This window comes from Mesorhizobium sp. M8A.F.Ca.ET.202.01.1.1 (genome assembly GCF_004791595.1).
In the GTDB taxonomy this organism is placed as follows: domain Bacteria; phylum Pseudomonadota; class Alphaproteobacteria; order Rhizobiales; family Rhizobiaceae; genus Mesorhizobium.
The window spans coordinates 79,560-98,230 of the sequence record NZ_SRUN01000013.1 but is presented as its reverse complement, the minus strand read 5'-3'; the positions used below and the strand labels follow the sequence as shown (position 1 = coordinate 98,230).

Sequence of the window (18,671 nt, the reverse complement as noted above, 5' to 3'; positions counted from 1 at the left end):
GTCAAAACGCCGTTCGCGAGCGCAGCGCCGCGGCCAGCGTGCCTTCGTCGAGATAGTCGAGTTCACCGCCGACCGGTACGCCGTGCGCCAGCCGCGTTATCTTGACCTCGAAGCCGGAGAGCTGATCGGTGAGGTAGTGCGCGGTGGTCTGGCCCTCGACCGTCGCGTTGACCGCGAGGATGAGTTCCTTGACCTCGCCGCCAGCTATGCGGTCGATCAGCGAGCGGATGTTGAGCTGATCGGGGCCGATGCCGTCGAGCGGCGACAGCGTGCCGCCAAGCACGTGGTAACGCACATTCATCGCCGCCGCCCGCTCCAGTGCCCAGAGATCCGAGACGTCCTCGACGACGATCAAGGTGGCGGCATCGCGGCGTGGATCGGTACAGATCATGCAAGGATCCGAGGTGTCGACATTGCCACAGGTGGAGCAGATGCGCACCTTGTCGGCGACCTCGCCCATGGCGGCGGCGAGCGGCGACAGCAACTGTTCCTTCTTCTTGATCAGGTGCAGTGCCGCGCGCCTGGCCGAACGGGGGCCAAGCCCCGGCACCTTGGCCAGGAGTTGGATCAGGCGTTCGATCTCGGGACCGGCGATTCGCTTGGACATCGCCCTGATCTAGGATTTTTCAGAGCGCTTTGAAACATCCGGCGTCCGCGAATGTCCCGCCATCCTGCCATTGCGGGTTTGCGACACGCATCAGTTGGTTTCGAGCGGGCGGCCCTGGCTGACGATCATCGCGCCGATCGCGTCGGTGTTTTCAGGCGTCGACTGGAACCCCATCGACGCTTCCTGCGGCTCGCCCTCAACCGAGGAGATCACCCTCTTGTTCGAGGTTCCGCCGGTCAAGGTTCCGCCGAAACGAGCGACATCCGGCTCCTCCATCGGCTCCTGCATGGCGACCAGTGTCGGCTTCGCCGAGACGCGTGCGGACTTGGCCGTCGGCGCCGCGGACGCAGTGACATAGGTCTCCTGGGCCGCAGCGGTGCGGGCGGTTGCCGTCTTGCCGGGGCGTGTCGGCTCCGCCGCGGCGGTCATGTAGACCTGCTGGGCTGGAGCGGTGCGAGCGGATGTCTTGGCCGCAGGTACGGGCTCGGCGGAAGCGACGCGCACCGCAGGCACGCCTGGCAAGGCGGCTGGCTGCTCGGCCGAGGCAATGGCAACCGTCGGTTCATCCGGCAGCGGCTGCCAGTTGCGGCCGCGCTTTTCGTAGAAGGCATTGCCGCCGGCAACCATGGTGTAGTGCATGTTCTTGTAGGGGAAGCGCAGACCGGCGGTGTGGAAATACATCGTGTTCTTGAGCTTGGCCTTGCGCTCGCCCTTGAGCACGGCGTCGGCGGCCTCCTCGACATCGGGCATTGCGCGCGAATTCATCGGCCTGGTCATGACGCCCGGCGCGAACTGCCCGGGTTCACCCACCACTTGGCAGATGGTGCTGCCGTGGTTGCCCGAGCGCAGCCGGTTCATCACCACCGTGCCGACGGCGATCATGCCATCGCGGCTCGACCGGTTGGATTCGAAGAACATCGCCCGTTCGAGGCATTCCCTGTCCTTCGGCGTGTGACTGTAGGCGCGCGAACTCAGGAAACTCGGCGTGATGGCGTCGGTCAGGCTGGCAACCGACATGCCGTGCGAGGTGGTCTGGCTGCAAGCGGCCAAGAAAAGGGGAGACGTGACGACGCCGAGCAACAGCGGCGTCTTCCATCGCGTGGCGATCAACAGGTAACCCTCTCACTTCAATGCCCGCCCCCAGGCTGCGGCAAGAATGAGACACTTTCGGGCAAAATGATGGCCAAAACGTTATTAACGGCAGACTGTTGCCGAATTGACACAAATTGAGGCTTTCCAGATAAATCGAGCCGTCGTTTCACACAGATGATGACCGCTCTCTCTTCGTTTCGCCGCAATTCCCTTGGGGAAACGCTATGCGCCTTTCGCGGGAAAGCCTATCGCCCGGCGGCGATTGCCGCCGACCGACCGGGTTCGACCTCTTCGACCTTCTCTGAAAACAGGCCCCGCCCGAGAAACAGCGCCCGCGCCTCCCTAGCCGCCGGCGCGATCTTGCCTGGCCAGTCGCTGTCGATGAACTCGGCCTTGGTGAAATCAGGATTCGTTTCGGAGGCCGCCTCCAGGAATTCGGCGATTTCCAGCACGATCGCGCGTTCGTCCTTCGAAAGCGCCGACGTGCCGGCCTCGATCGACGGGCGGTGCACGAAATCCTCGAAGAGATTGAAGTAGCCCTTGATGCCGACGAGATCGACACCCGCATCGCAATCGGCGAGAATTTCCAGAATCTCGTAGATCCTGTTGCGGATACGCTGCTCGATCAGTCTTTCGGACGGCTCGTCGATCATGGCGCACCGAGCGCTAGAAAGGCAGTTTCATTCCTGGCGGGATGGGCAGGCCAGCGGTCAGCGCCTTGGTCTTTTCCTGCATGATCTGCTCGACCTTGGCCTTGGCGTCATTGTGCGCGGCAAGAATCAGATCCTCGAGGATTTCGACCTCGTCTTCCTTGAATAAGGACGGGTCGATCTTCAGCGACTTGATGTCGAACTTTCCGCTCAAAATGATGCTGACCAGGCCGCCGCCAGCCTGACCGACGGCTTCGACCGTGGCGATCTCATCCTGCATGGCCTGGAACTTGGCCTGCATTTCCTTCGCCTTGCCCATCAGGCCGAGAAGATCTTTCATGGTCCGATCCTTTGCGGATTAGTGCTGGATATCAGGGTTCGTCGTCATCGGCCGGCGGCTCGACCGGCATTTCGGCCTCGCTCGCTTCGGCATCCGGCGTGTCGGGAATGCGCACATCGATGATCTTGGCGCCGGGAAAGCGGGTCAGGAAGGCGGCGACTGTCGGGTCGTTCCTGGCATCGAGGAAAGCGTTTTCACGCTTCGTCGATTCCATTTCGGCCAGCGTCTGGCCGCCCTCCTCCTTAGACAGCGACACCAGCCAGCTGCGGCCGGTCCAGGCGCGCAGTTTCGTCGTCAGTTCGTTGAGCAGCATCTTGGGCGCATCGTCGGTCAGGCCGACGTCGATGCGGCCAGGTTCGATGCGCACCAGACGGATGCAGCGCTTGACCAGCACCTTGAAGGCGACGTCGCGCTGAGCGTCGGCAAGGGCAACGATGTCGGCCAGCGATTTCAGCGGTACGGCTTGCGTCTCCGGCGCCGGCCGCGGGGGCGCGACGAAGGCGGCCGGAGCGGGCGCGGCCTCGACCAGCCGCATGGTCTGCGCGCCGCCCGAGCCGCCAGGCATGCGCGCCTGCGCCACGGCGCTGGCCCCATTGCCGCCAGGACCGCCATTGCCAGGGTTCACGGGCGCGCCGTTCGGACGCGGCGCGGCGCCGGTGGCCGAGGCGCCGCTCTCCAGCGATCTCAGCGCCTCGTCCAATGTCGGCAGATCGGCGGCGTGCGCCAGCCGGATCAGCACCATTTCGGCGGCGCTGACCGGCCGGTTGGAGGACTGTACCTCGGGAATGCCCTTGAGCAGCATCTGCCAGGTCCGCGACAGCACGCGCACCGACAGCGCCCTGGCGAAATCGGCGCCGCGCTGGCGCTCGTCCTGCGACAGCGAGGCATCGTCCATTGCGGTCGGCACGAAGCGCAGCCGGGTGACGAGGTGGTTGAACTCAGCCAGGTCGGTGAGCACGGCGGCCGGATCGGCGCCGGTGTCGTATTGCGCACGGAATTCGCCGAGCGCCGCCGCCACATCGCCTTTCATCACATGTTCGAACAGATCGACGATGCGGGCGCGGTCGGCCAGGCCCAGCATGGCGCGCACGGCCTCGGCGCTGACCGAGCCGGCGCCATGGGCGATCGCCTGGTCGAGAATGGAGAGCGAATCGCGGGCGGAACCTTCCGCCGCGCGCGCGATCATCGCCAGAGCGTCGTCGTCGACCGAAATGCCTTCCTTGCCGGCGATCGAGGAGAGATGCGCGACCAGCGCGCCGGCGTCGATGCGCCTCAGGTCGAAGCGCTGGCAGCGCGACAGGACGGTAATCGGAACCTTGCGGATTTCGGTGGTGGCGAAGATGAATTTGACATGCGGCGGCGGTTCTTCCAGCGTCTTCAGCAGGCCGTTGAAGGCCTGTGTGGACAGCATGTGCACTTCGTCGATGATGTAGACCTTGTAGCGGGCTGAGACGGGCGCATAGCGCACGCGCTCGATGATGTCCCTGATGTCGTCGATGCCGGTGTGCGAGGCGGCGTCCATCTCGATGACGTCGACATGGCGGCCTTCCATGATCGCCTGGCAATGCTCGCCAAGCACGGCGAGGTCGACCGAGGGCTGGTCAACGGTGGCGGTTTTATAATTCAGGGCCCGCGCCAGGATACGCGCGGTGGTGGTCTTGCCGACGCCGCGCACGCCGGTCAGCATCCAGGCCTGGGCGATGCGGCCGGTGGCAAAGGCGTTGGTGAGGGTGCGCACCATCGGCTCCTGGCCGACCAGCTCGGAGAAATTCGACGGACGGTATTTGCGCGCCAGCACACGGTAGGCCGCGGCCTTGCCTGTCGCCAAACTATCGGGCCCCGAATTTCCGGCTTCGCTCATTCGCCGTTAAGCTCCAAAAGGCCGCGCCCAAAGCGCCGATTCCTGCGCATAGTCTCGCCCGCGCTGCAATGCGTCGTCAATGTCGCGAGGAGGGCCGATGAGGTGGGAGGCTGGAACAATGACCCGTTCCGGGCTCGTTAGGGCTGCTTCCTTCCGGACCTGACCCGGTTGGCGAGTGGATCGTCCACCACCAACCTCCCGCTGTCCATATCGGCAATTGCGCGACGAAATGCAAGTGCGCAGGCAAATCGGCACCGCGAACCGCGAGATTCGCTTGCAGCCCCGATGCAGCCGCTTTAGCGTTCAGGGTTTGAGGAAGCCAAGAAAAGCAAGGGAAACGCCGATGCTGCCGGGCCTGAAGGCCGGATTCACGCTGGATGCCCGGCTGGAGGCTGACAGCGAGCAGTTGATGTGGCTTGGGCTGTGCGAATTGCGGGTGATGAACGACCGCCGCTGGCCGTGGCTGCTCCTCGTGCCGCAGCGGCCGGGCGCGGAGGAAATCCACGACATGACGCCGCTCGACCAGGCGATGCTGACCTTCGAGACCAATATGGTGGCGCAGGCGCTGAAGAAGGTGAGCGGCTGCACCAAGATCAACACCGGCGCGCTCGGCAACATCGTGCGCCAACTGCATATCCATATCGTCGCACGGTCCGAGGGGGATCCCGGCTGGCCCGGCCCGGTGTGGGGGCATGGCCTGCACGAGCCCTATCAGCGCTCCGACCTGCGCCGGTTTGCCGAAACGATAAGGGCAGCGCTATAAGCCTTCCCTGTGTCTATCCCAAGCATGTCCATCCCAAAGCACCAGAGTCCATATGAGCTTTCGCCTGTTTGACGCGCCCGTGCGCGAGCCGAGCCAGTTCGTCGGCTTTGCCGGCAACACGATCGACCGGCAATCCGAGAACCGCGCCGACGATTCGGTCGACAAGGCGCTGGCCGATCCGACGACACGGCTGCTTTTGATGAATGGCGGCCGGCTCTACCTGAAACTCGCCGATGGCGGTTTCGATCCTTGGTACCGCATCGCCGAGAGCGATCCCTTCAGCCCTTCCTTCGACCAGGGCGTCCTGCTCGGGTTTTCCGAACAGGGGCCGGTGCTGGCGGTGCTGGCCGGCATCGATGCCGAACAGTTGCCCGAAACCGTCAAGGCGATCGATTACCGCTCGGTCTATATGCAAGGACTGATCGACGAGGCCGCCGCCGGCGCCATGGCACAAGGGGCGGCCCTGCTCGCCTGGCACGCCAGCCACCGCTTCTGCAGCAAATGCGGCACGCAATCGCAGATGCGGGCGGGCGGCTACAAGCGCCATTGCCCGAATTGCGGCACCGAGCATTTTCCGCGCACCGACCCGGTGGCGATCATGCTGACGGCGACGCGGGACAAATGCCTGCTCGGGCGTGGCCGGCACTTCGCGCCGGGCATGTATTCGGCACTTGCCGGCTTCATCGAGCCCGGCGAGACGATCGAGGCGGCGGTGCGCCGCGAGACGCTGGAGGAGGCCGGGATCCGGCTCGGCCGCGTCGTCTACCACGCGAGCCAGCCCTGGCCGTTCCCCTATTCGCTGATGATCGGATGCTTCGGCGAGCCGCTCAACGAAGACATCCAGGCCGACCTCAACGAACTGGAGGATTGCCGCTGGTTTTTGCGCGACGAGGTTCGCCTGATGCTGGACCGCACGCATCCCGACACGCTGGTCACTCCGCCGAAAGGCGCCATCGCGCATCACCTCATCCGCGCCTGGGTCGACAGCGAATAGTCATCGAAGTCATTGCAGGAGAGACAAATGATCCGTCACACCGTCGTCTTCACGCTGAAGCATCCGCCGCACTCGCTGGAGGAAAAGCGGTTTCTCGTCGACGCCAGGAAAATCCTCTCGGCGATCCGGGGCGTCACGCATTTCGAGCAATTGCGGCAGGTCAGCCCCAAGAACGACTATCAGTTCGGCTTCTCGATGGAGTTCGCCGACCAGGCCGCCTACACCAGGTACAACGACCATCCCGACCATGTCGCCTTCGTGCGCGACCGCTGGGTGCCGGAGGTCGAGACCTTCATGGAAATCGACTACGTGCCGCTGGGCTGGTAGCTCAATCCGCCACCTTCCACTGCTCGCGCGACTCGCTGGCCGGATAGACGCCGAGAATCCGCACCTCGCGCGAGAAGAAGCGAAGCTCGTCCAGCGCCAGCTTGACCAGCGGATCGTCGGGATGGCCCTCGATGTCGGCGTAAAACAGCGTCGCCGTGAAGGCGCCGAGCTGGTAGCTCTCCAGCTTGGTCATGTTGATGCCGTTGGTGGCGAAGCCGCCCATGGCCTTGTAGAGCGCGGCTGGCACGTTGCGGACGCGGAAGATGAAGGTCGTCATCATCTTGACGTCGGGTGACGGGCGCTCGGCCCATTGCTTGCTCTTGGTCAGGACGACGAAGCGGGTGACGTTGCTGTCGGTGTCCTCGACATTCTCCTCGATAATGTCGAGCCCGTAGAGCGTCGCGGCCAGCGCCGGCGACAGCGCGGCCATGGTGCGATCCTTGACCTCGGAGATCATTTTGGCGGCGCCCGCCGTGTCGCCGGCGACCACTCCCTTCCAGCCGTTCTTGCGGATGTATTTGCGGCATTGGCCGAGCGCGTGGATATGTGTGTGTACGGTCTTGATCTCGTCGCGCTTGACGCCGGGCAGCACCATCAGCTGGAAATGGATCGGCAGGAAATATTCGCCGACGATGTGCATCCTGGATTCCGGCAGGAGGTGGTGGATGTCGGCGACGCGTCCGGCGATGGTGTTCTCGATCGGAATCATGGCGAGATCGGCCTTGCCGGTCTCGACGGCATTGAAGGCGTCCTCGAAGGTCGGGCACGGCAACGGCTCCATCGAGGGATAGACGTTGCGGCAGGCGGTGTCGGAATTGGCGCCGGGCTCGCCCTGGAAGGATATTCTGTTGGTCTTTTCAGGCATGCCGATATCTCAGTTTGAAAGGATTTCCCTGGCGCGGTCCAGGTCTTCAGGCGTGTCGACGCCGAGCGGCAGCGACTGCACGATCTCGGCGTCGATGCGCATGCCGGCTTCCAGTGCCCGCAACTGCTCAAGCCGCTCGCGGCGCTCCAGCGGCGACGGCTTCAGGGCGACGAAACGCTCGAGCGCGGCGCGGCGATAGGCGTAGAGGCCGACATGGTGATAAAGCGGCCCCTCGCCCCAGGGCGCGGTAGCGCGGGTGAAGTATAGCGCCCTCAGCCGCGTGGCCGACAGCGGCGACCCGACGATCTTGACGACGTTGGGATTGGTCTTTTCCTCCTCGCGGACGATCTCGACGCCGAGCGTGGCGATATCCACCGCGGCGTCCTCGAACGGCCTGAGCGACGCGGCGATGATGCCGGGATCGATGGTCGGCAGGTCGCCCTGCACATTGACGATCGTTTCGACCTCGCCTCGGGAATCGAGCGCCAACAGAGCTTCGTGGATGCGGTCGGAACCCGATTCATGGTCGATGCGCGTCATGACCGCCTCGAAACCATGCGCGCGCACCGCTTCGGCCACGCCTTGCGTGTCAGTCGCCACCACCACCCGGCCAAGCCCGGCTTCGGCCGCGCGGCGCGCGACATGGACGATCATCGGGGCGCCGGCAATGTCGGCCAGCGGCTTGCCCGGCAGGCGGGTCGAGGCCATGCGGGCCGGGATCAGGATCAAGGTGGACATCGGTCTGGCGAGGCGTTCGAAAAGAGGACAAGGAAAAGTGGCAAAAGGTCTCACTGGCAGCGCCCTTATAGGTGTTGCAACGCTGGAGCAAAAGACCTAGTTTCCGCCCGATTTGACCGGCCCTGGAGGGCAGGTCTCGATACCGACGGACGGAGTGGACGGTTCGGTCCGCCGGAAAAGGGAGCAAGGGGCGTATGGATTCCAACGAAGTCAACAAGCTGCTCGCCGGATTGCTCGGAACCGTTTTCGTCGTCTTCTCGGTCGGCATTGTGTCGGACGCGCTGTTTGCCTCGCCGGCGCCGGAAAAGCCCGGCTTCGCCATCGAGGCCGCCGAACCGGCCGAAGGCGGCGCTGCCGCTCCAGCCGCCGAAGCCAAGCCGATCGCCGACCTCTTGGCGACCGCCAATGTCGAGGCCGGTGCTGCCGTCTTCAAGAAGTGCCAGGCCTGCCATTCAGGCGAAAAGGGCGGCCCCAACAAGGTCGGCCCGGATCTGTGGGATCTCGTCGATCGCCCTGTCGCCGAGCATGAAGGCTTCGCCTATTCGGCCGGCATGAAGGAATTCTCCAAGGGCGGCACAGAGAAGTGGACCTACGACAACATCAACCACTTCATCACCTCGCCGAAGAAATTCGTGAAGGGCACGGCCATGGGCTTTGCCGGCCTGCCCAAGGACGAGGACCGCGCCAACGTCATCGCTTATCTGCGCACACTGTCGGACAATCCCAAGCCGCTGCCGGCACCGGGCGCCGCTGCTGATGCCTCCGCGCCCGCCAAGCCCGCTGACGGCGCCGCACCGGCCAAGCCCGCGGCGCCGGCCGCTCCGGCAGCGCCGGCAAAATAACCGGATTGTCATCTCGACGTCCTTGAAAAAGCCGGGTTCAGCCCGGCTTTTTTGTTGGGAAAATGCGCGGTGCGGCGACAAAGCCGGCGCATTGCGGTTTCCACGAGCGTCAAATCATCTAGGATCGCCCTTCTGGATGATCTGGCACGCATCGCGAAAGGGAGAGTGCATGACGGCTGGCCGAACGCTTCTCAAGTCGCTGCTGGCGGCGGCCCTGCTGGTAGCAGGGTTGCAGACGACCCGGGCCGACGAGTGGCGGACAACCTCATCGCTGATCGGCCAATCCAAATACGGCGACAATTTCCAGCACTATGACTACGTCAATCCGAACGCGCCCAAGGGCGGCACGCTGAATTCGGTGCTGCTCGGCACTTATGACAGCTTCAACCCCTATGTCGTCCAGGGATCGCCTGCCGCGGGTCTTGTCGGCTTCGGCGGCGGCCTGCTCTACGACACGCTGATGGAACAGGCGACCGATGAGGGCAGCGTCAGCCATCCCCTGATCGCCGACGCCTACAAATACCCGGCTGACTATTCCTCGGCGACTTACCGGCTCGACCAGCGCGCCAAATGGCATGATGGCCAGCCGATCACCGTCGACGATGTGATCTGGTCGTTCCAGGTGCTGAAGGCCAACAGCCCGCAATACAGCCGCTATTTCGAGAACGTCACCGATGCGGTCGCCATCTCCGATCGCGAGGTCGAATTCCATTTCAACCAGAAGGGCAACCGGGAACTGCCCAAGATCATGGGCGACCTTGCCGTGCTGCCGAAACACTGGTGGGAGGGCACCGATGCCAGCGGCAAGAAGCGCGATGTCACCAAGCCGACGCTGGAAATCCCGCTCGGCTCGGCCGCCTACAAGATCGCCAGCTTCAAACCCGGTTCGGAAATCGTCTGGCAGCGCGTGCCGGACTATTGGGCGGCTAAGCTGCCGGTAAAGATCGGCCGCGAGAATTTCGACACGCGCCGATACACCTACATCCTCGACGACAATGCCGCCTGGCTTGCGTTCACGAAAGGTGGGCTGGAAGACATCAACCGCGAATACAGTTCTCGCAAATGGGCGACGGCCTATAATTTCCCGGCCATTCAGGCAGGCGACGTCATCAAGAAGGACTTCCAGACACAGTCGCCACAGCCGATGCAAGGCTTTGTTCTCAACCAGAGGCGGCCGCTGTTCCAGGATCGGCTGGTCCGCGAAGCACTGACCATACCATTCGATTTCGAGAGCATGAATCGCACGCTGTTCTTCGGCTTCAATACCCGCACATCGAGCTATTTCCAGGGTACCGAACTGGCGTCCAGCGGATTGCCGCAGGGCAAGGAGCTGGAGATCCTGGAAAAATACCGCGACAAGCTGCCGCCGGAACTCTTCACTCAGGAGTTCAAGCTGCCTGTCTACGATTCGCCGCAAGCGGAACGGAAGTATCTGAAGCAGGCCGTCGATCTCTTCGCCAAGGCCGGATGGGTCATCAAGGGCGGCAAGATGGTCAACGCCAAGACAGGCGCACCGTTCAAGTTCGAGATCCTCGGCTGGAACGACACAGACCAGGTGATCGCCAGCCCCTACATTGCCAACCTGCGCAAGATCGGCGTCGACGCTACCCTGCGCATCATCGATCAGACGCAGTACATCAACCGTGTGAACCATTTCGATTTCGATGTCGTGACGGGTCTGTTCGGCCAGTCGGAGTCGCCTGGCAACGAGCAGCGCGATTTCTGGAGTTCCAAGGCCGCCGACGCGCCCGGTTCGCGCAACCTGATGGGCATCAAGGATCCTATCGTCAATGCGCTGGTCGATCGCATCATCTTCGCCACCGATCGCGATGATCTCGTCGCCGCCACCCACGCACTCGACCGCATCCTGCTGTGGAACTTCTACGTGGTGCCGCAATATTACCGTTCCGCCGTCTGGCTGGCCTATTGGAACAAGTTCAAGTTCCCCGACAAGCAGCCTGCCTATGTCGGCGCCGATATCGATTCCTGGTGGGTCGATCTCGACAAGGAAAAGGCGCTGGCGGCCAAATACAAAGGCGGTAATTGATGGGGCGGCAATCGATGACGGCCCTGCCCCGCCGCGACTTTCTCGCTCTTGGCGCAGCTGCCACTGCCGCCGCCTTGTTGCCGGGCAAGGCTTTCGCAAACATTGCCACCGGGATCAAGCTGCACGGCCTGTCGGCCTTCGGCGACCTCAAATACAGACCGGATTTTGCGCATTTCGACTATGTCAATCCGGACGCTCCCAAGGGCGGCCAGATGAATTTCACGCCGCCCAGCGCAACCCTCAATCAGAGCTTCCTGACTTTCAACACACTGAATTTCCTGGTGTTGAAAGGAGAGGCGCCGCCGCGCGCCGAACTCTGCTTCGATTCCCTGATGGCAAGCGCGCTCGATGAGCCGGATGCGGTCTACGGCCTGCTTGCCGAGTCCGTCACGCTGTCGCAAGACCGCAACGGCTTCCGCTTCGCGCTTCGGCCGCAAGCGCGTTTCCATGACGGCTCGCCGCTGACCGCCGAAGACGTCGCCTCCGCGCTGAAGCTGTACAAGGACCAAGGCCACCCGAACCTTTCCAAGGCGCTGCGGCATATGACGGAGGCGGTCGCGGTCGATCCCGTCACCCTTGCCCTGACCTTCAATGGCGAACAGTCCGCGCAAAACATCCTAGCGGTCGTCGGAATGCCGATCGTGTCCAAGGCCTTTTATACGGCCAACAATTTCGATGCCTCAACGATGACACCGCCGCTTGGCTCGGGGCCCTACAGGATCGGACGCGTCGCGGCCGGACAGACTGTCGAATATGACCGCGTGGCCGACTATTGGGGCCGCGATCTCCCGGTGAACCGCGGTCTGTACAATTTCGACCGTATACGCATCGACTTCTATCTCGACCGGCAGGCGGCATTCGAGGCCTTCAAAAAGGGCGATACGCATTTTCGCGAGGAATTCACCGCGCGTGTCTGGGCGACCGGATACGACTTTCCAGCGTTGAAGGACGGCAAGGTCGTCAAACGGGAATTTCCCGGCGAAAAGACGCCGGACATGCAGGGCGTCGCGCTTAACCAGCGTCGCCCGCAATTTCGCGACGAACGGGTGCGACGAGCGATCGCCAGATGCTTCGATTTCGAGTGGATGAAGCGGGCGTTGTTTTACGGCTCTTACGAACGCGCTCAATCGAATTTCGAACGGTCGGATTACAAAGCCGAAGGCCTGCCCTCGCCTGAGGAATTGGCCCTGCTGGAGCCGTTCCGAGCCGAGTTGCCGCCAGAGGTCTTTGGTGAAGCCGTAACGCAGCCCCTCTCCGACGGTTCGGGCCATGACCGCAAGCAGCTGGGCGAGGCTTCGCGGTTGCTTGCGCAAGCCGGCTGGAAGCGCGCGGGCAGTTTCCTCGTCAACGACAAGGGTGAGCGGCTGCGGGTTGAAATGCTGGCGGAGGATGATGGCATCGTTCGCATCTACACTCCGTGGTCCGAGAATATGAAGGCGATCGGAATCGACGCATCGATCAGGCAAGTCGATTCAGCGCAATATGAACAGCGGCAGAGCGATTTCGACTTCGATCTCAACATGCTCCATTGGTCGATCGGAGCGACACCGACTGATGACGGGCTGGAAATGCTCTATGATTCCCGGATGGCTGACACACCGGGGCAGCGCAATTATCCGGGCACGAAAAGCAAGGCCATCGACGCGCTGATCGTGGCGGCCGGCAAGGCGCAAAGCCGCGCAGAACTCGTCGCGGCGCTGAGAGCGCTCGACCGGATCTTGCGCGCGCGGCTAGACTGGATTCCAACATACTATCTGGCGAATCACCGCGTCGCCTATTGGGACATGTTCGGCTTTGTCGAGCAAAAGCCCGATTTCGGCTTTCCGGTCGAGGCGCTGTGGTGGTTCGATAAGGGCAAGGCGGCAAAAATTGGCAAAGGCTGAATTTCTTGCGGGCGTTGGCGCTGCCCCTCACCTGCCTGCCGGCATCCTCTCCCCGTATAGTGACGGGGAGAGGGGTGCTCTGATCAGTGATTTCGCCAACTACAAGCGTCGCGATAAGAGCGCCGAGATCATGGCCAGCCCCTTTCTCCCCATCCCTATACGGGGAGAAATGTCCGGCAGGACAATGAGGGGCGGCGCCGGCGTCGACAATTGGCCTGACGCGACTGCCTTGGGGGTGCCGCCGGACACGGTGGCTCTCCCTGAGGAGGATACCATCTGATGGGCGCCTATATACTGCGCCGCATCCTTTTGATGATCCCGACGCTGTTCGGCATCATGGCGATATCCTTCGCCGTCATCCAGTTCGCGCCTGGCGGCCCGGTCGAGCAGGTCATCGCCAAGCTGACCAACCAGGGCGGCAGCGACCGCCTCGGCGGTGGCGGCGGCGATGCGGGCGGTTCCAATTTCGACGCTGCCGGCGACGTCAGCTCGAAATATCGCGGCGCCCAGGGCCTCGACCCGGAATTCATCAAGAAGCTGGAGAAGCAGTTCGGCTTCGACAAGCCGCCGCTCGAGCGCTTCGGCATGATGCTGTGGAATTATGCCCGGTTCGATTTCGGCAACAGCTATTTCCGCGATATTTCGGTGCTCGACCTGATCCTTGAGAAAATGCCCGTTTCGATTTCGATCGGGCTCTGGATCACGTTATTGTCCTATCTGATCTCGATCCCGCTCGGCATCCGCAAGGCGGTCAGGGACGGCACCCCCTTCGACGTCTGGACCAGCGGCGTCGTCATTGTCGGCTATGCCATTCCGGGCTTCCTGTTCGGCATTCTTCTGATGGTGCTGTTTGCCGGCGGCTCGTTCTGGGACTGGTTCCCGTTGCGCGGCATTGTCTCCGACAATTGGGATCAGTTGTCGTGGCCGGCCAAGATCGCCGACTATGCCTGGCACATGACCTTGCCGCTGACGGCGCTGGTGCTGTCGGCCTTCGCCACGACGACGCTTTTGACCAAGAACTCGTTCCTGGAGGAAATCCGCAAGCAGTATGTGGTGACGGCGCGCGCCAAGGGCCTGTCGGAACGGCAGGTGCTTTACGGCCACGTCTTCCGCAATGCCATGCTGATCGTCATCGCCGGCTTCCCCGGTGCCTTCATCTCGGCCTTCTTCACCGGCTCGCTGCTGATCGAGAATATCTTCTCCCTCGACGGGCTCGGCCTGCTCGGCTTCCGGTCGGTGGTCGAGCGCGACTATCCCGTGGTGTTCGCCAACCTCTACATCTTCTCGCTTCTTGGCCTGTTCATCGGGCTCCTGTCCGACCTGATGTACACCTGGGTCGATCCGCGCATCGATTTCGAGCGGAGAGACGTCTGATGTCGGAGGCAAGCGTTACCGCCGGTGTCTTGCCGGAGCGGCTCCCACGGCCGTTCCTGTCGCCGCTCAACAAGCGCCGCCTGCAGAATTTCAAGGCCAACCGGCGCGGCTACTGGTCGCTATGGATCTTCCTCATCCTGTTCGTGCTGTCGCTGTTTGCCGAATTCATCGCCAACGACAAGCCGATCATCGCTTCCTACAAGGGCGAAATCCTGTTTCCGGTGATGGTCGCTTACCCCGAAGAAAAATTCGGCGGCTTCTATGCGGTCACGGATTACCGCGACCCGGTGATCCAGGACGAAATCAATGCCCATGGCTGGATGATCTGGCCGCCGATCCGCTATTCCTACCAGACCGTCAACAACGCCATCCCGGAAGCGGCACCCGCCAAGCCGTCCTGGCAATACGACGCCAAGACGCGCTGCAACCAGTATCCGCAAGGAGCCGATGACCCAGCCTGCAATGTCGGCAACTGGAACTGGCTCGGCACCGACGACCAGGCACGCGACGTGCTGGCGCGCGTCATCTACGGCTTCCGCATTTCGGTGCTGTTCGGCCTGATCCTGACCGCCGGCTCGGCTCTCATCGGCGTTGGGGCTGGTGCCTTGCAAGGCTATTTCGGCGGCTGGACGGATCTGCTGTTCCAGCGCTTCATCGAGATCTGGTCGGCCATTCCGGTGCTCTATCTGCTGCTCATCGTCGCCGCCATCCTGCCGCCCGGCTTCTTCATCCTGCTCGGCCTGATGCTGTTGTTTTCCTGGGTGGCGCTGGTCGGGGTGGTGCGGGCGGAGTTCCTGCGCGCCCGCAACTTCGAATATGTCAACGCGGCGCGCGCGCTCGGCGTACCCAACCGCACCATCATGTTCCGGCATCTGCTGCCCAACGCCATGGTGGCGACATTGACCTTCCTGCCCTTTTTGCTGAGCGGATCGATCTCGACGCTGACCTCGCTCGATTATCTCGGCTTCGGCCTGCCGCCGGGTTCGGCCTCGCTCGGCGAATTGCTCAAGCAGGCGCAGCGCAACCTCAACGCGCCTTGGCTCGGCATATCCGGTTTCGTCGTCATCTCGCTGATGCTGTCGCTGCTGGTTTTTGTCGGCGAGGCGACGCGCGACGCCTTCGATCCGCGCAAGACGTTCAAATGAGCGGAGCGCCCTTGCTCAGCGTGCAGGACCTCAGCGTCGCCTTCAGCCAGGGCGGCGGCCAGTCCGTTGCCGTCGACCACATCTCGTTCGACATCGCCAGGGGCGAGACGGTGGCGCTGGTCGGCGAATCCGGCTCCGGCAAATCGGTCTCGGCGCTGTCGGTGCTGAAGTTGCTGCCCTACCCCAGCGCCAGCCATCCGTCGGGCAAGATCCTGTTCCAGGGCGCCGACCTCTTGGCCATGAGCGAGAAGCAATTGCGCCAGGTGCGCGGCAACAAGATCACCATGATCTTTCAGGAGCCGATGACCTCGCTCAATCCGTTGCACACGATCGAGCATCAGATCGTCGAAATCCTGAAGCTGCATCAGGGCATGGGCGACCGTCCGGCCAAGGCGCGCACGCTGGCCCTGCTCAACGAAGTCGGCATTCGCGATCCGCAAAAGCGGCTCGACGCCTATCCGCATCAGCTTTCGGGCGGCCAGCGCCAGCGCGTCATGATCGCCATGGCTCTCGCCAACGAGCCGGAACTGCTGATCGCCGACGAGCCGACGACGGCGCTCGACGTCACGGTGCAGGCACAGATCCTCGAACTGCTCGCGGGCCTCAAAAGCCGCAAGGGCATGTCGATGCTGTTCATCACCCATGACCTCGGCATCGTGCGCAAGATCGCCGACCGGGTCTGCGTGATGACCAAGGGCAAGATCGTCGAGACCGGCCCGACCAAGGACATCTTCGCTAACCCGCAGCACCCCTATACACGCCACCTTCTGGCCGCCGAGCCGAAAGGCAAGCCGCCGGCCGCCAATGCCGACGCCAAGCCTGTCATGACCGGCAAGGACATCAAGGTGTGGTTCCCGATCAAGCAGGGCTTCTTCCGGCGCACGGTCGATCATGTGAAAGCGGTCGACGGCATCGATGTCACGGTGCGCGCCGGCCAGACACTCGGTGTGGTCGGAGAGTCCGGTTCCGGCAAGACGACGCTCGGCCTGGCGCTGGCGCGCATGATCTCGTCGACCGGAACCATTCAGTTCAACGGCCGCGACATCAACCAGCTCACCTTCAACGCCATGCGGCCGCTCAGACGCGAACTGCAGATCGTCTTTCAGGATCCGTTCGGTTCGCTCAGCCCGCGTATGTCGATCGCCGAGATCATCGAGGAAGGCCTGAAGATCCACGAGCCGAAACTGTCGCCCGACGAGCGCGACGACAAGGTCGCCGCCGTGCTGAAGGAAGTCGGCCTCGACCCGGCGACCCGCAACCGCTATCCGCACGAATTTTCCGGCGGCCAGCGCCAGCGTGTCGCCATCGCCCGCGCCATGGTGCTCAACCCGCGCTTCGTCATGCTGGACGAGCCGACATCGGCGCTCGACATGAGCGTGCAGGCGCAGGTCGTCGATCTCCTGCGCAATTTGCAGGCCAAGCACGACCTCGCTTATCTCTTCATCAGCCATGACCTCAAGGTCATCCGGGCGCTGGCCAATGACGTCATCGTCATGCGCAACGGCCAGATCGTCGAAGCCGGCCCTTCCGAACAGATTTTTGGAAATCCGCAAACCGACTATACTCGGGCGCTGATCTCGGCCGCCTTCAAGATCGAGACGGCTCCGACAGGCGCGGTCAGCGAGTGATCCGCACAAGGAAGGATTGAACGAACCGCGATGGAAAAAGGCCGTATCCTGCTTGCCGTCACCGGCTTTCATCCGCAACGCTGGCGCGACCTGTTGTCGGCCGAGCGCGAGGTGGTGCTGGAGCCGGACGGCGCCAAGGATCCTTCGATCACCTACGCGGTGGTGTGGAAGCACAAGCCCAATTTGATGTCGTCGCTGCCCAATCTGCGCGCCATCTTCTCGATCGGCGCAGGCGTTGACCATATCTTCGCCGATCCCGGCCTGCCCGACGTGCCGATCGTCAAGGTCGTCGCCGACAACCTCACGCAGTACATGACCGAGTACGTCGTCTGGCGGGTTCTCGACCATCACCGCCAGGGCCTGCTCTACCGGTCGCAGCAGCTGAAGAAGACCTGGCACGAGCCGCTGCAGCGGCCGGCCGGCGACATTTCCGTCGGCATCATGGGTCTCGGCAGCCTCGGCCGGGCCGCGGCCTCGGTGCTTCTGTCGCTCGGCTTCGCGGTCAATGGCTGGTCGCGCAGCGACCGGCCGATGAAGGGCGTGGCGACCTATTCCGGCGAAGCAGGCCTGATCCCATTCCTCAATGCCACCGACATTCTGGTGGTGCTTCTGCCGCTTACTCCAGACACGCAAGGCATCATCAATTACGGCGTGCTGAAGGAGTTGCGCAAGCGCAACGGCCTTGGCGGCTCGGTGCTGATCAATGCCGGGCGTGGGCGCCTGCAGAAGGACGCCGACATCATACGGGCATTGGACGACGGTACGCTGAAGGAAGCGAGCCTCGACGTGTTCGAGGTCGAACCGCTGCCGAAGACCAGCCCGCTGTGGACCCATCCGAAAGTGTTCGTGACACCCCATGCCGCGGCGACCTCCGATCCCGTGCACCTGGCGCCGACCATGCTGCGCCAGATGGATGCTTTCGAGCGCGGCGAAAAGCTCGACAATCTGGTGGACCGCAAGGCGGGATATTAGCAGGGCGTTACCCTCCTCTGGGCAAGTCCCACTCCCGGAAGCATTCCTTGATTGCCCGGACCGACGACAGTTGCAGCTTCGGCAGATCGATCTGCTCGAACATTGTCCGTTATCTCCGGCGATTTTTCGGCGTGGTCACGGCGATGTGGTGGATCATGTCCCATTTGATGCTGTCGCGCCCGCCTTCCAAGCCCCCGCGCCTCTCCCTCTCGAACAGGGTTCGCCTGAAATAGCGCAACAGGCTTGCGGAGGTGGAGATGTCCAGCAGGATCAATCCCGTCGCCCGCTGGAAGCGTTGCGGCATGCAAACCGAGTAGTTTCCGTCCATCACCCACCGCTCGCCAGCGATCGCGGCCTCATGCAAGGCAATGAACTCGTCCCTCGGACGCTGCACCCAATCCGTGTGGGGCAGGTGAAAGAGCAGATCGAGATGAATGGGTGTCAGGCCACGCTTGCGCGCGATCGCGTCGGCGAGCGTCGACTTGCCGCTGTTGGACGGCCCAAGGATACAGATGCGGTCGCCGAGGTCCGAGAGGTTCACCG

Annotated in this window: 17 protein-coding genes, 1 other RNA gene and 1 pseudogene; 10 read left to right on the top strand and 9 right to left on the bottom strand. The window is 63.0% G+C overall.

What is annotated here, in order from left to right; translation table 11 throughout:
- Position 1 precedes the first annotated feature (1 nt).
- The 6 genes from recR to ffs form a co-directional block, all read right to left on the bottom strand.
- Complete coding sequence (gene recR / locus EN845_RS25655; protein WP_127870721.1) at positions 2-607, bottom strand: recombination mediator RecR; 606 nt, start codon at positions 605-607, stop codon at positions 2-4.
- A 90-nt stretch (positions 608-697) separates the two neighbouring features.
- Positions 698-1,717 (bottom strand): cell wall hydrolase, encoded by a 1,020-nt coding sequence (locus EN845_RS25650; RefSeq protein ID WP_127870720.1) that lies wholly within the window; start codon positions 1,715-1,717, stop codon positions 698-700.
- A gap of 227 nt (positions 1,718-1,944) precedes the next feature.
- Positions 1,945-2,352 (bottom strand): hypothetical protein, encoded by a 408-nt coding sequence (locus EN845_RS25645; RefSeq protein WP_127280301.1) that lies wholly within the window; start codon positions 2,350-2,352, stop codon positions 1,945-1,947.
- Between the two features lie 13 nt (positions 2,353-2,365).
- On the bottom strand, positions 2,366-2,689 hold the full coding sequence (locus tag EN845_RS25640) for a YbaB/EbfC family nucleoid-associated protein (protein WP_127280300.1): 324 nt from the start codon (positions 2,687-2,689) through the stop codon (positions 2,366-2,368).
- A 31-nt stretch (positions 2,690-2,720) separates the two neighbouring features.
- Positions 2,721-4,550, bottom strand: coding sequence for a DNA polymerase III subunit gamma/tau (locus EN845_RS25635; protein WP_127870719.1), 1,830 nt, complete (start codon positions 4,548-4,550; stop codon positions 2,721-2,723).
- Between the two features lie 102 nt (positions 4,551-4,652).
- An RNA gene (ffs, locus tag EN845_RS25630) (signal recognition particle sRNA small type) lies at positions 4,653-4,749 on the bottom strand.
- A gap of 144 nt (positions 4,750-4,893) precedes the next feature.
- On the opposite strand from ffs, the gene EN845_RS25625 reads away from it, so the two are divergent.
- Genes EN845_RS25625 through EN845_RS25615 form a run of 3 tightly spaced genes read left to right on the top strand, consistent with a single transcriptional unit; the run spans position 4,894 to position 6,634 of the window.
- Positions 4,894-5,313 (top strand): HIT family protein, encoded by a 420-nt coding sequence (locus EN845_RS25625; RefSeq protein ID WP_127870718.1) that lies wholly within the window; start codon positions 4,894-4,896, stop codon positions 5,311-5,313.
- A 52-nt stretch (positions 5,314-5,365) separates the two neighbouring features.
- The gene (gene nudC, locus EN845_RS25620; protein WP_127870717.1) at positions 5,366-6,307 is read left to right on the top strand and encodes an NAD(+) diphosphatase; all 942 of its coding nucleotides are present in this window, start codon (positions 5,366-5,368) and stop codon (positions 6,305-6,307) included.
- 27 nt (positions 6,308-6,334) lie between these two features.
- Entirely contained in the window at positions 6,335-6,634 is a 300-nt protein-coding gene (locus EN845_RS25615) for a Dabb family protein (RefSeq protein WP_015314049.1), read from the top strand.
- Position 6,635: 1 nt separating this feature from the next.
- Here EN845_RS25615 and EN845_RS25610 read toward each other — a convergent pair whose 3' ends face one another.
- Entirely contained in the window at positions 6,636-7,499 is an 864-nt protein-coding gene (locus tag EN845_RS25610) for a prephenate dehydratase (protein WP_127279079.1), read from the bottom strand.
- A gap of 9 nt (positions 7,500-7,508) precedes the next feature.
- A complete protein-coding gene (locus EN845_RS25605) occupies positions 7,509-8,237 on the bottom strand; it encodes a 3-deoxy-manno-octulosonate cytidylyltransferase (protein WP_127870716.1) in 729 nt (242 codons plus the stop codon).
- 194 nt (positions 8,238-8,431) lie between these two features.
- Between EN845_RS25605 and EN845_RS25600 the strand changes: the two genes are divergently transcribed.
- The 7 genes from EN845_RS25600 to EN845_RS25565 all read left to right on the top strand — a co-directional run bounded on the left by EN845_RS25600 (position 8,432) and on the right by EN845_RS25565 (position 18,128).
- Positions 8,432-9,079 carry a cytochrome c family protein gene (locus EN845_RS25600; RefSeq protein WP_127870715.1) on the top strand — a complete coding sequence of 216 codons (648 nt, stop codon included), beginning with the start codon at positions 8,432-8,434 and terminating at the stop codon, positions 9,077-9,079.
- 169 nt (positions 9,080-9,248) lie between these two features.
- Positions 9,249-11,126, top strand: coding sequence for an extracellular solute-binding protein (locus EN845_RS25595; RefSeq protein ID WP_135907125.1), 1,878 nt, complete (start codon positions 9,249-9,251; stop codon positions 11,124-11,126).
- Between the two features lie 14 nt (positions 11,127-11,140).
- Positions 11,141-13,009, top strand: a complete 1,869-nt coding sequence (locus EN845_RS25590) for an extracellular solute-binding protein (protein ID WP_127870713.1) — start codon at positions 11,141-11,143, stop codon at positions 13,007-13,009.
- A gap of 279 nt (positions 13,010-13,288) precedes the next feature.
- Positions 13,289-14,383 (top strand): microcin C ABC transporter permease YejB, encoded by a 1,095-nt coding sequence (locus EN845_RS25580; protein WP_127278437.1) that lies wholly within the window; start codon positions 13,289-13,291, stop codon positions 14,381-14,383.
- Positions 14,383-15,528 (top strand): ABC transporter permease, encoded by a 1,146-nt coding sequence (locus EN845_RS25575; protein WP_127870712.1) that lies wholly within the window; start codon positions 14,383-14,385, stop codon positions 15,526-15,528. Before EN845_RS25580 ends, EN845_RS25575 begins: the two co-directional genes overlap by 1 nt.
- Positions 15,525-17,156: an ABC transporter ATP-binding protein gene (locus tag EN845_RS25570; protein WP_127278435.1), complete on the top strand. Its 1,632-nt coding sequence runs from the start codon at positions 15,525-15,527 to the stop codon at positions 17,154-17,156. The genes EN845_RS25575 and EN845_RS25570 overlap by 4 nt, the downstream gene beginning before the upstream one ends.
- A 30-nt stretch (positions 17,157-17,186) precedes the next feature.
- The gene (locus EN845_RS25565) at positions 17,187-18,128 is read left to right on the top strand and encodes a glyoxylate/hydroxypyruvate reductase A (RefSeq protein WP_127278434.1); all 942 of its coding nucleotides are present in this window, start codon (positions 17,187-17,189) and stop codon (positions 18,126-18,128) included.
- 7 nt (positions 18,129-18,135) lie between these two features.
- Here the strand turns inward: EN845_RS25565 and EN845_RS25560 are convergent.
- Positions 18,136-18,669, bottom strand: a pseudogene (locus tag EN845_RS25560) (AAA family ATPase).
- Positions 18,670-18,671: the final 2 nt, after the last annotated feature.

Excerpts from the sequence above, each read along its gene's own strand:
- recR (WP_127870721.1), bottom strand. The coding sequence starts at position 607 with ATGTCCAAGCGAATCGCCGGTCCCGAGATCGAACGCCTGATCCAACTC.
- EN845_RS25645 (WP_127280301.1), bottom strand. The coding sequence starts at position 2,352 with ATGATCGACGAGCCGTCCGAAAGACTGATCGAGCAGCGTATCCGCAAC.
- EN845_RS25640 (WP_127280300.1), bottom strand. The coding sequence starts at position 2,689 with ATGAAAGATCTTCTCGGCCTGATGGGCAAGGCGAAGGAAATGCAGGCC.
- EN845_RS25635 (WP_127870719.1), bottom strand. The coding sequence starts at position 4,550 with ATGAGCGAAGCCGGAAATTCGGGGCCCGATAGTTTGGCGACAGGCAAG.
- EN845_RS25625 (WP_127870718.1), top strand. The coding sequence starts at position 4,894 with ATGCTGCCGGGCCTGAAGGCCGGATTCACGCTGGATGCCCGGCTGGAG.
- nudC (WP_127870717.1), top strand. The coding sequence starts at position 5,366 with ATGAGCTTTCGCCTGTTTGACGCGCCCGTGCGCGAGCCGAGCCAGTTC.
- EN845_RS25615 (WP_015314049.1), top strand. The coding sequence starts at position 6,335 with ATGATCCGTCACACCGTCGTCTTCACGCTGAAGCATCCGCCGCACTCG.
- EN845_RS25610 (WP_127279079.1), bottom strand. The coding sequence starts at position 7,499 with ATGCCTGAAAAGACCAACAGAATATCCTTCCAGGGCGAGCCCGGCGCC.
- EN845_RS25605 (WP_127870716.1), bottom strand. The coding sequence starts at position 8,237 with ATGTCCACCTTGATCCTGATCCCGGCCCGCATGGCCTCGACCCGCCTG.
- EN845_RS25600 (WP_127870715.1), top strand. The coding sequence starts at position 8,432 with ATGGATTCCAACGAAGTCAACAAGCTGCTCGCCGGATTGCTCGGAACC.
- EN845_RS25595 (WP_135907125.1), top strand. The coding sequence starts at position 9,249 with ATGACGGCTGGCCGAACGCTTCTCAAGTCGCTGCTGGCGGCGGCCCTG.
- EN845_RS25590 (WP_127870713.1), top strand. The coding sequence starts at position 11,141 with ATGACGGCCCTGCCCCGCCGCGACTTTCTCGCTCTTGGCGCAGCTGCC.
- EN845_RS25580 (WP_127278437.1), top strand. The coding sequence starts at position 13,289 with ATGGGCGCCTATATACTGCGCCGCATCCTTTTGATGATCCCGACGCTG.
- EN845_RS25575 (WP_127870712.1), top strand. The coding sequence starts at position 14,383 with ATGTCGGAGGCAAGCGTTACCGCCGGTGTCTTGCCGGAGCGGCTCCCA.
- EN845_RS25570 (WP_127278435.1), top strand. The coding sequence starts at position 15,525 with ATGAGCGGAGCGCCCTTGCTCAGCGTGCAGGACCTCAGCGTCGCCTTC.
- EN845_RS25565 (WP_127278434.1), top strand. The coding sequence starts at position 17,187 with ATGGAAAAAGGCCGTATCCTGCTTGCCGTCACCGGCTTTCATCCGCAA.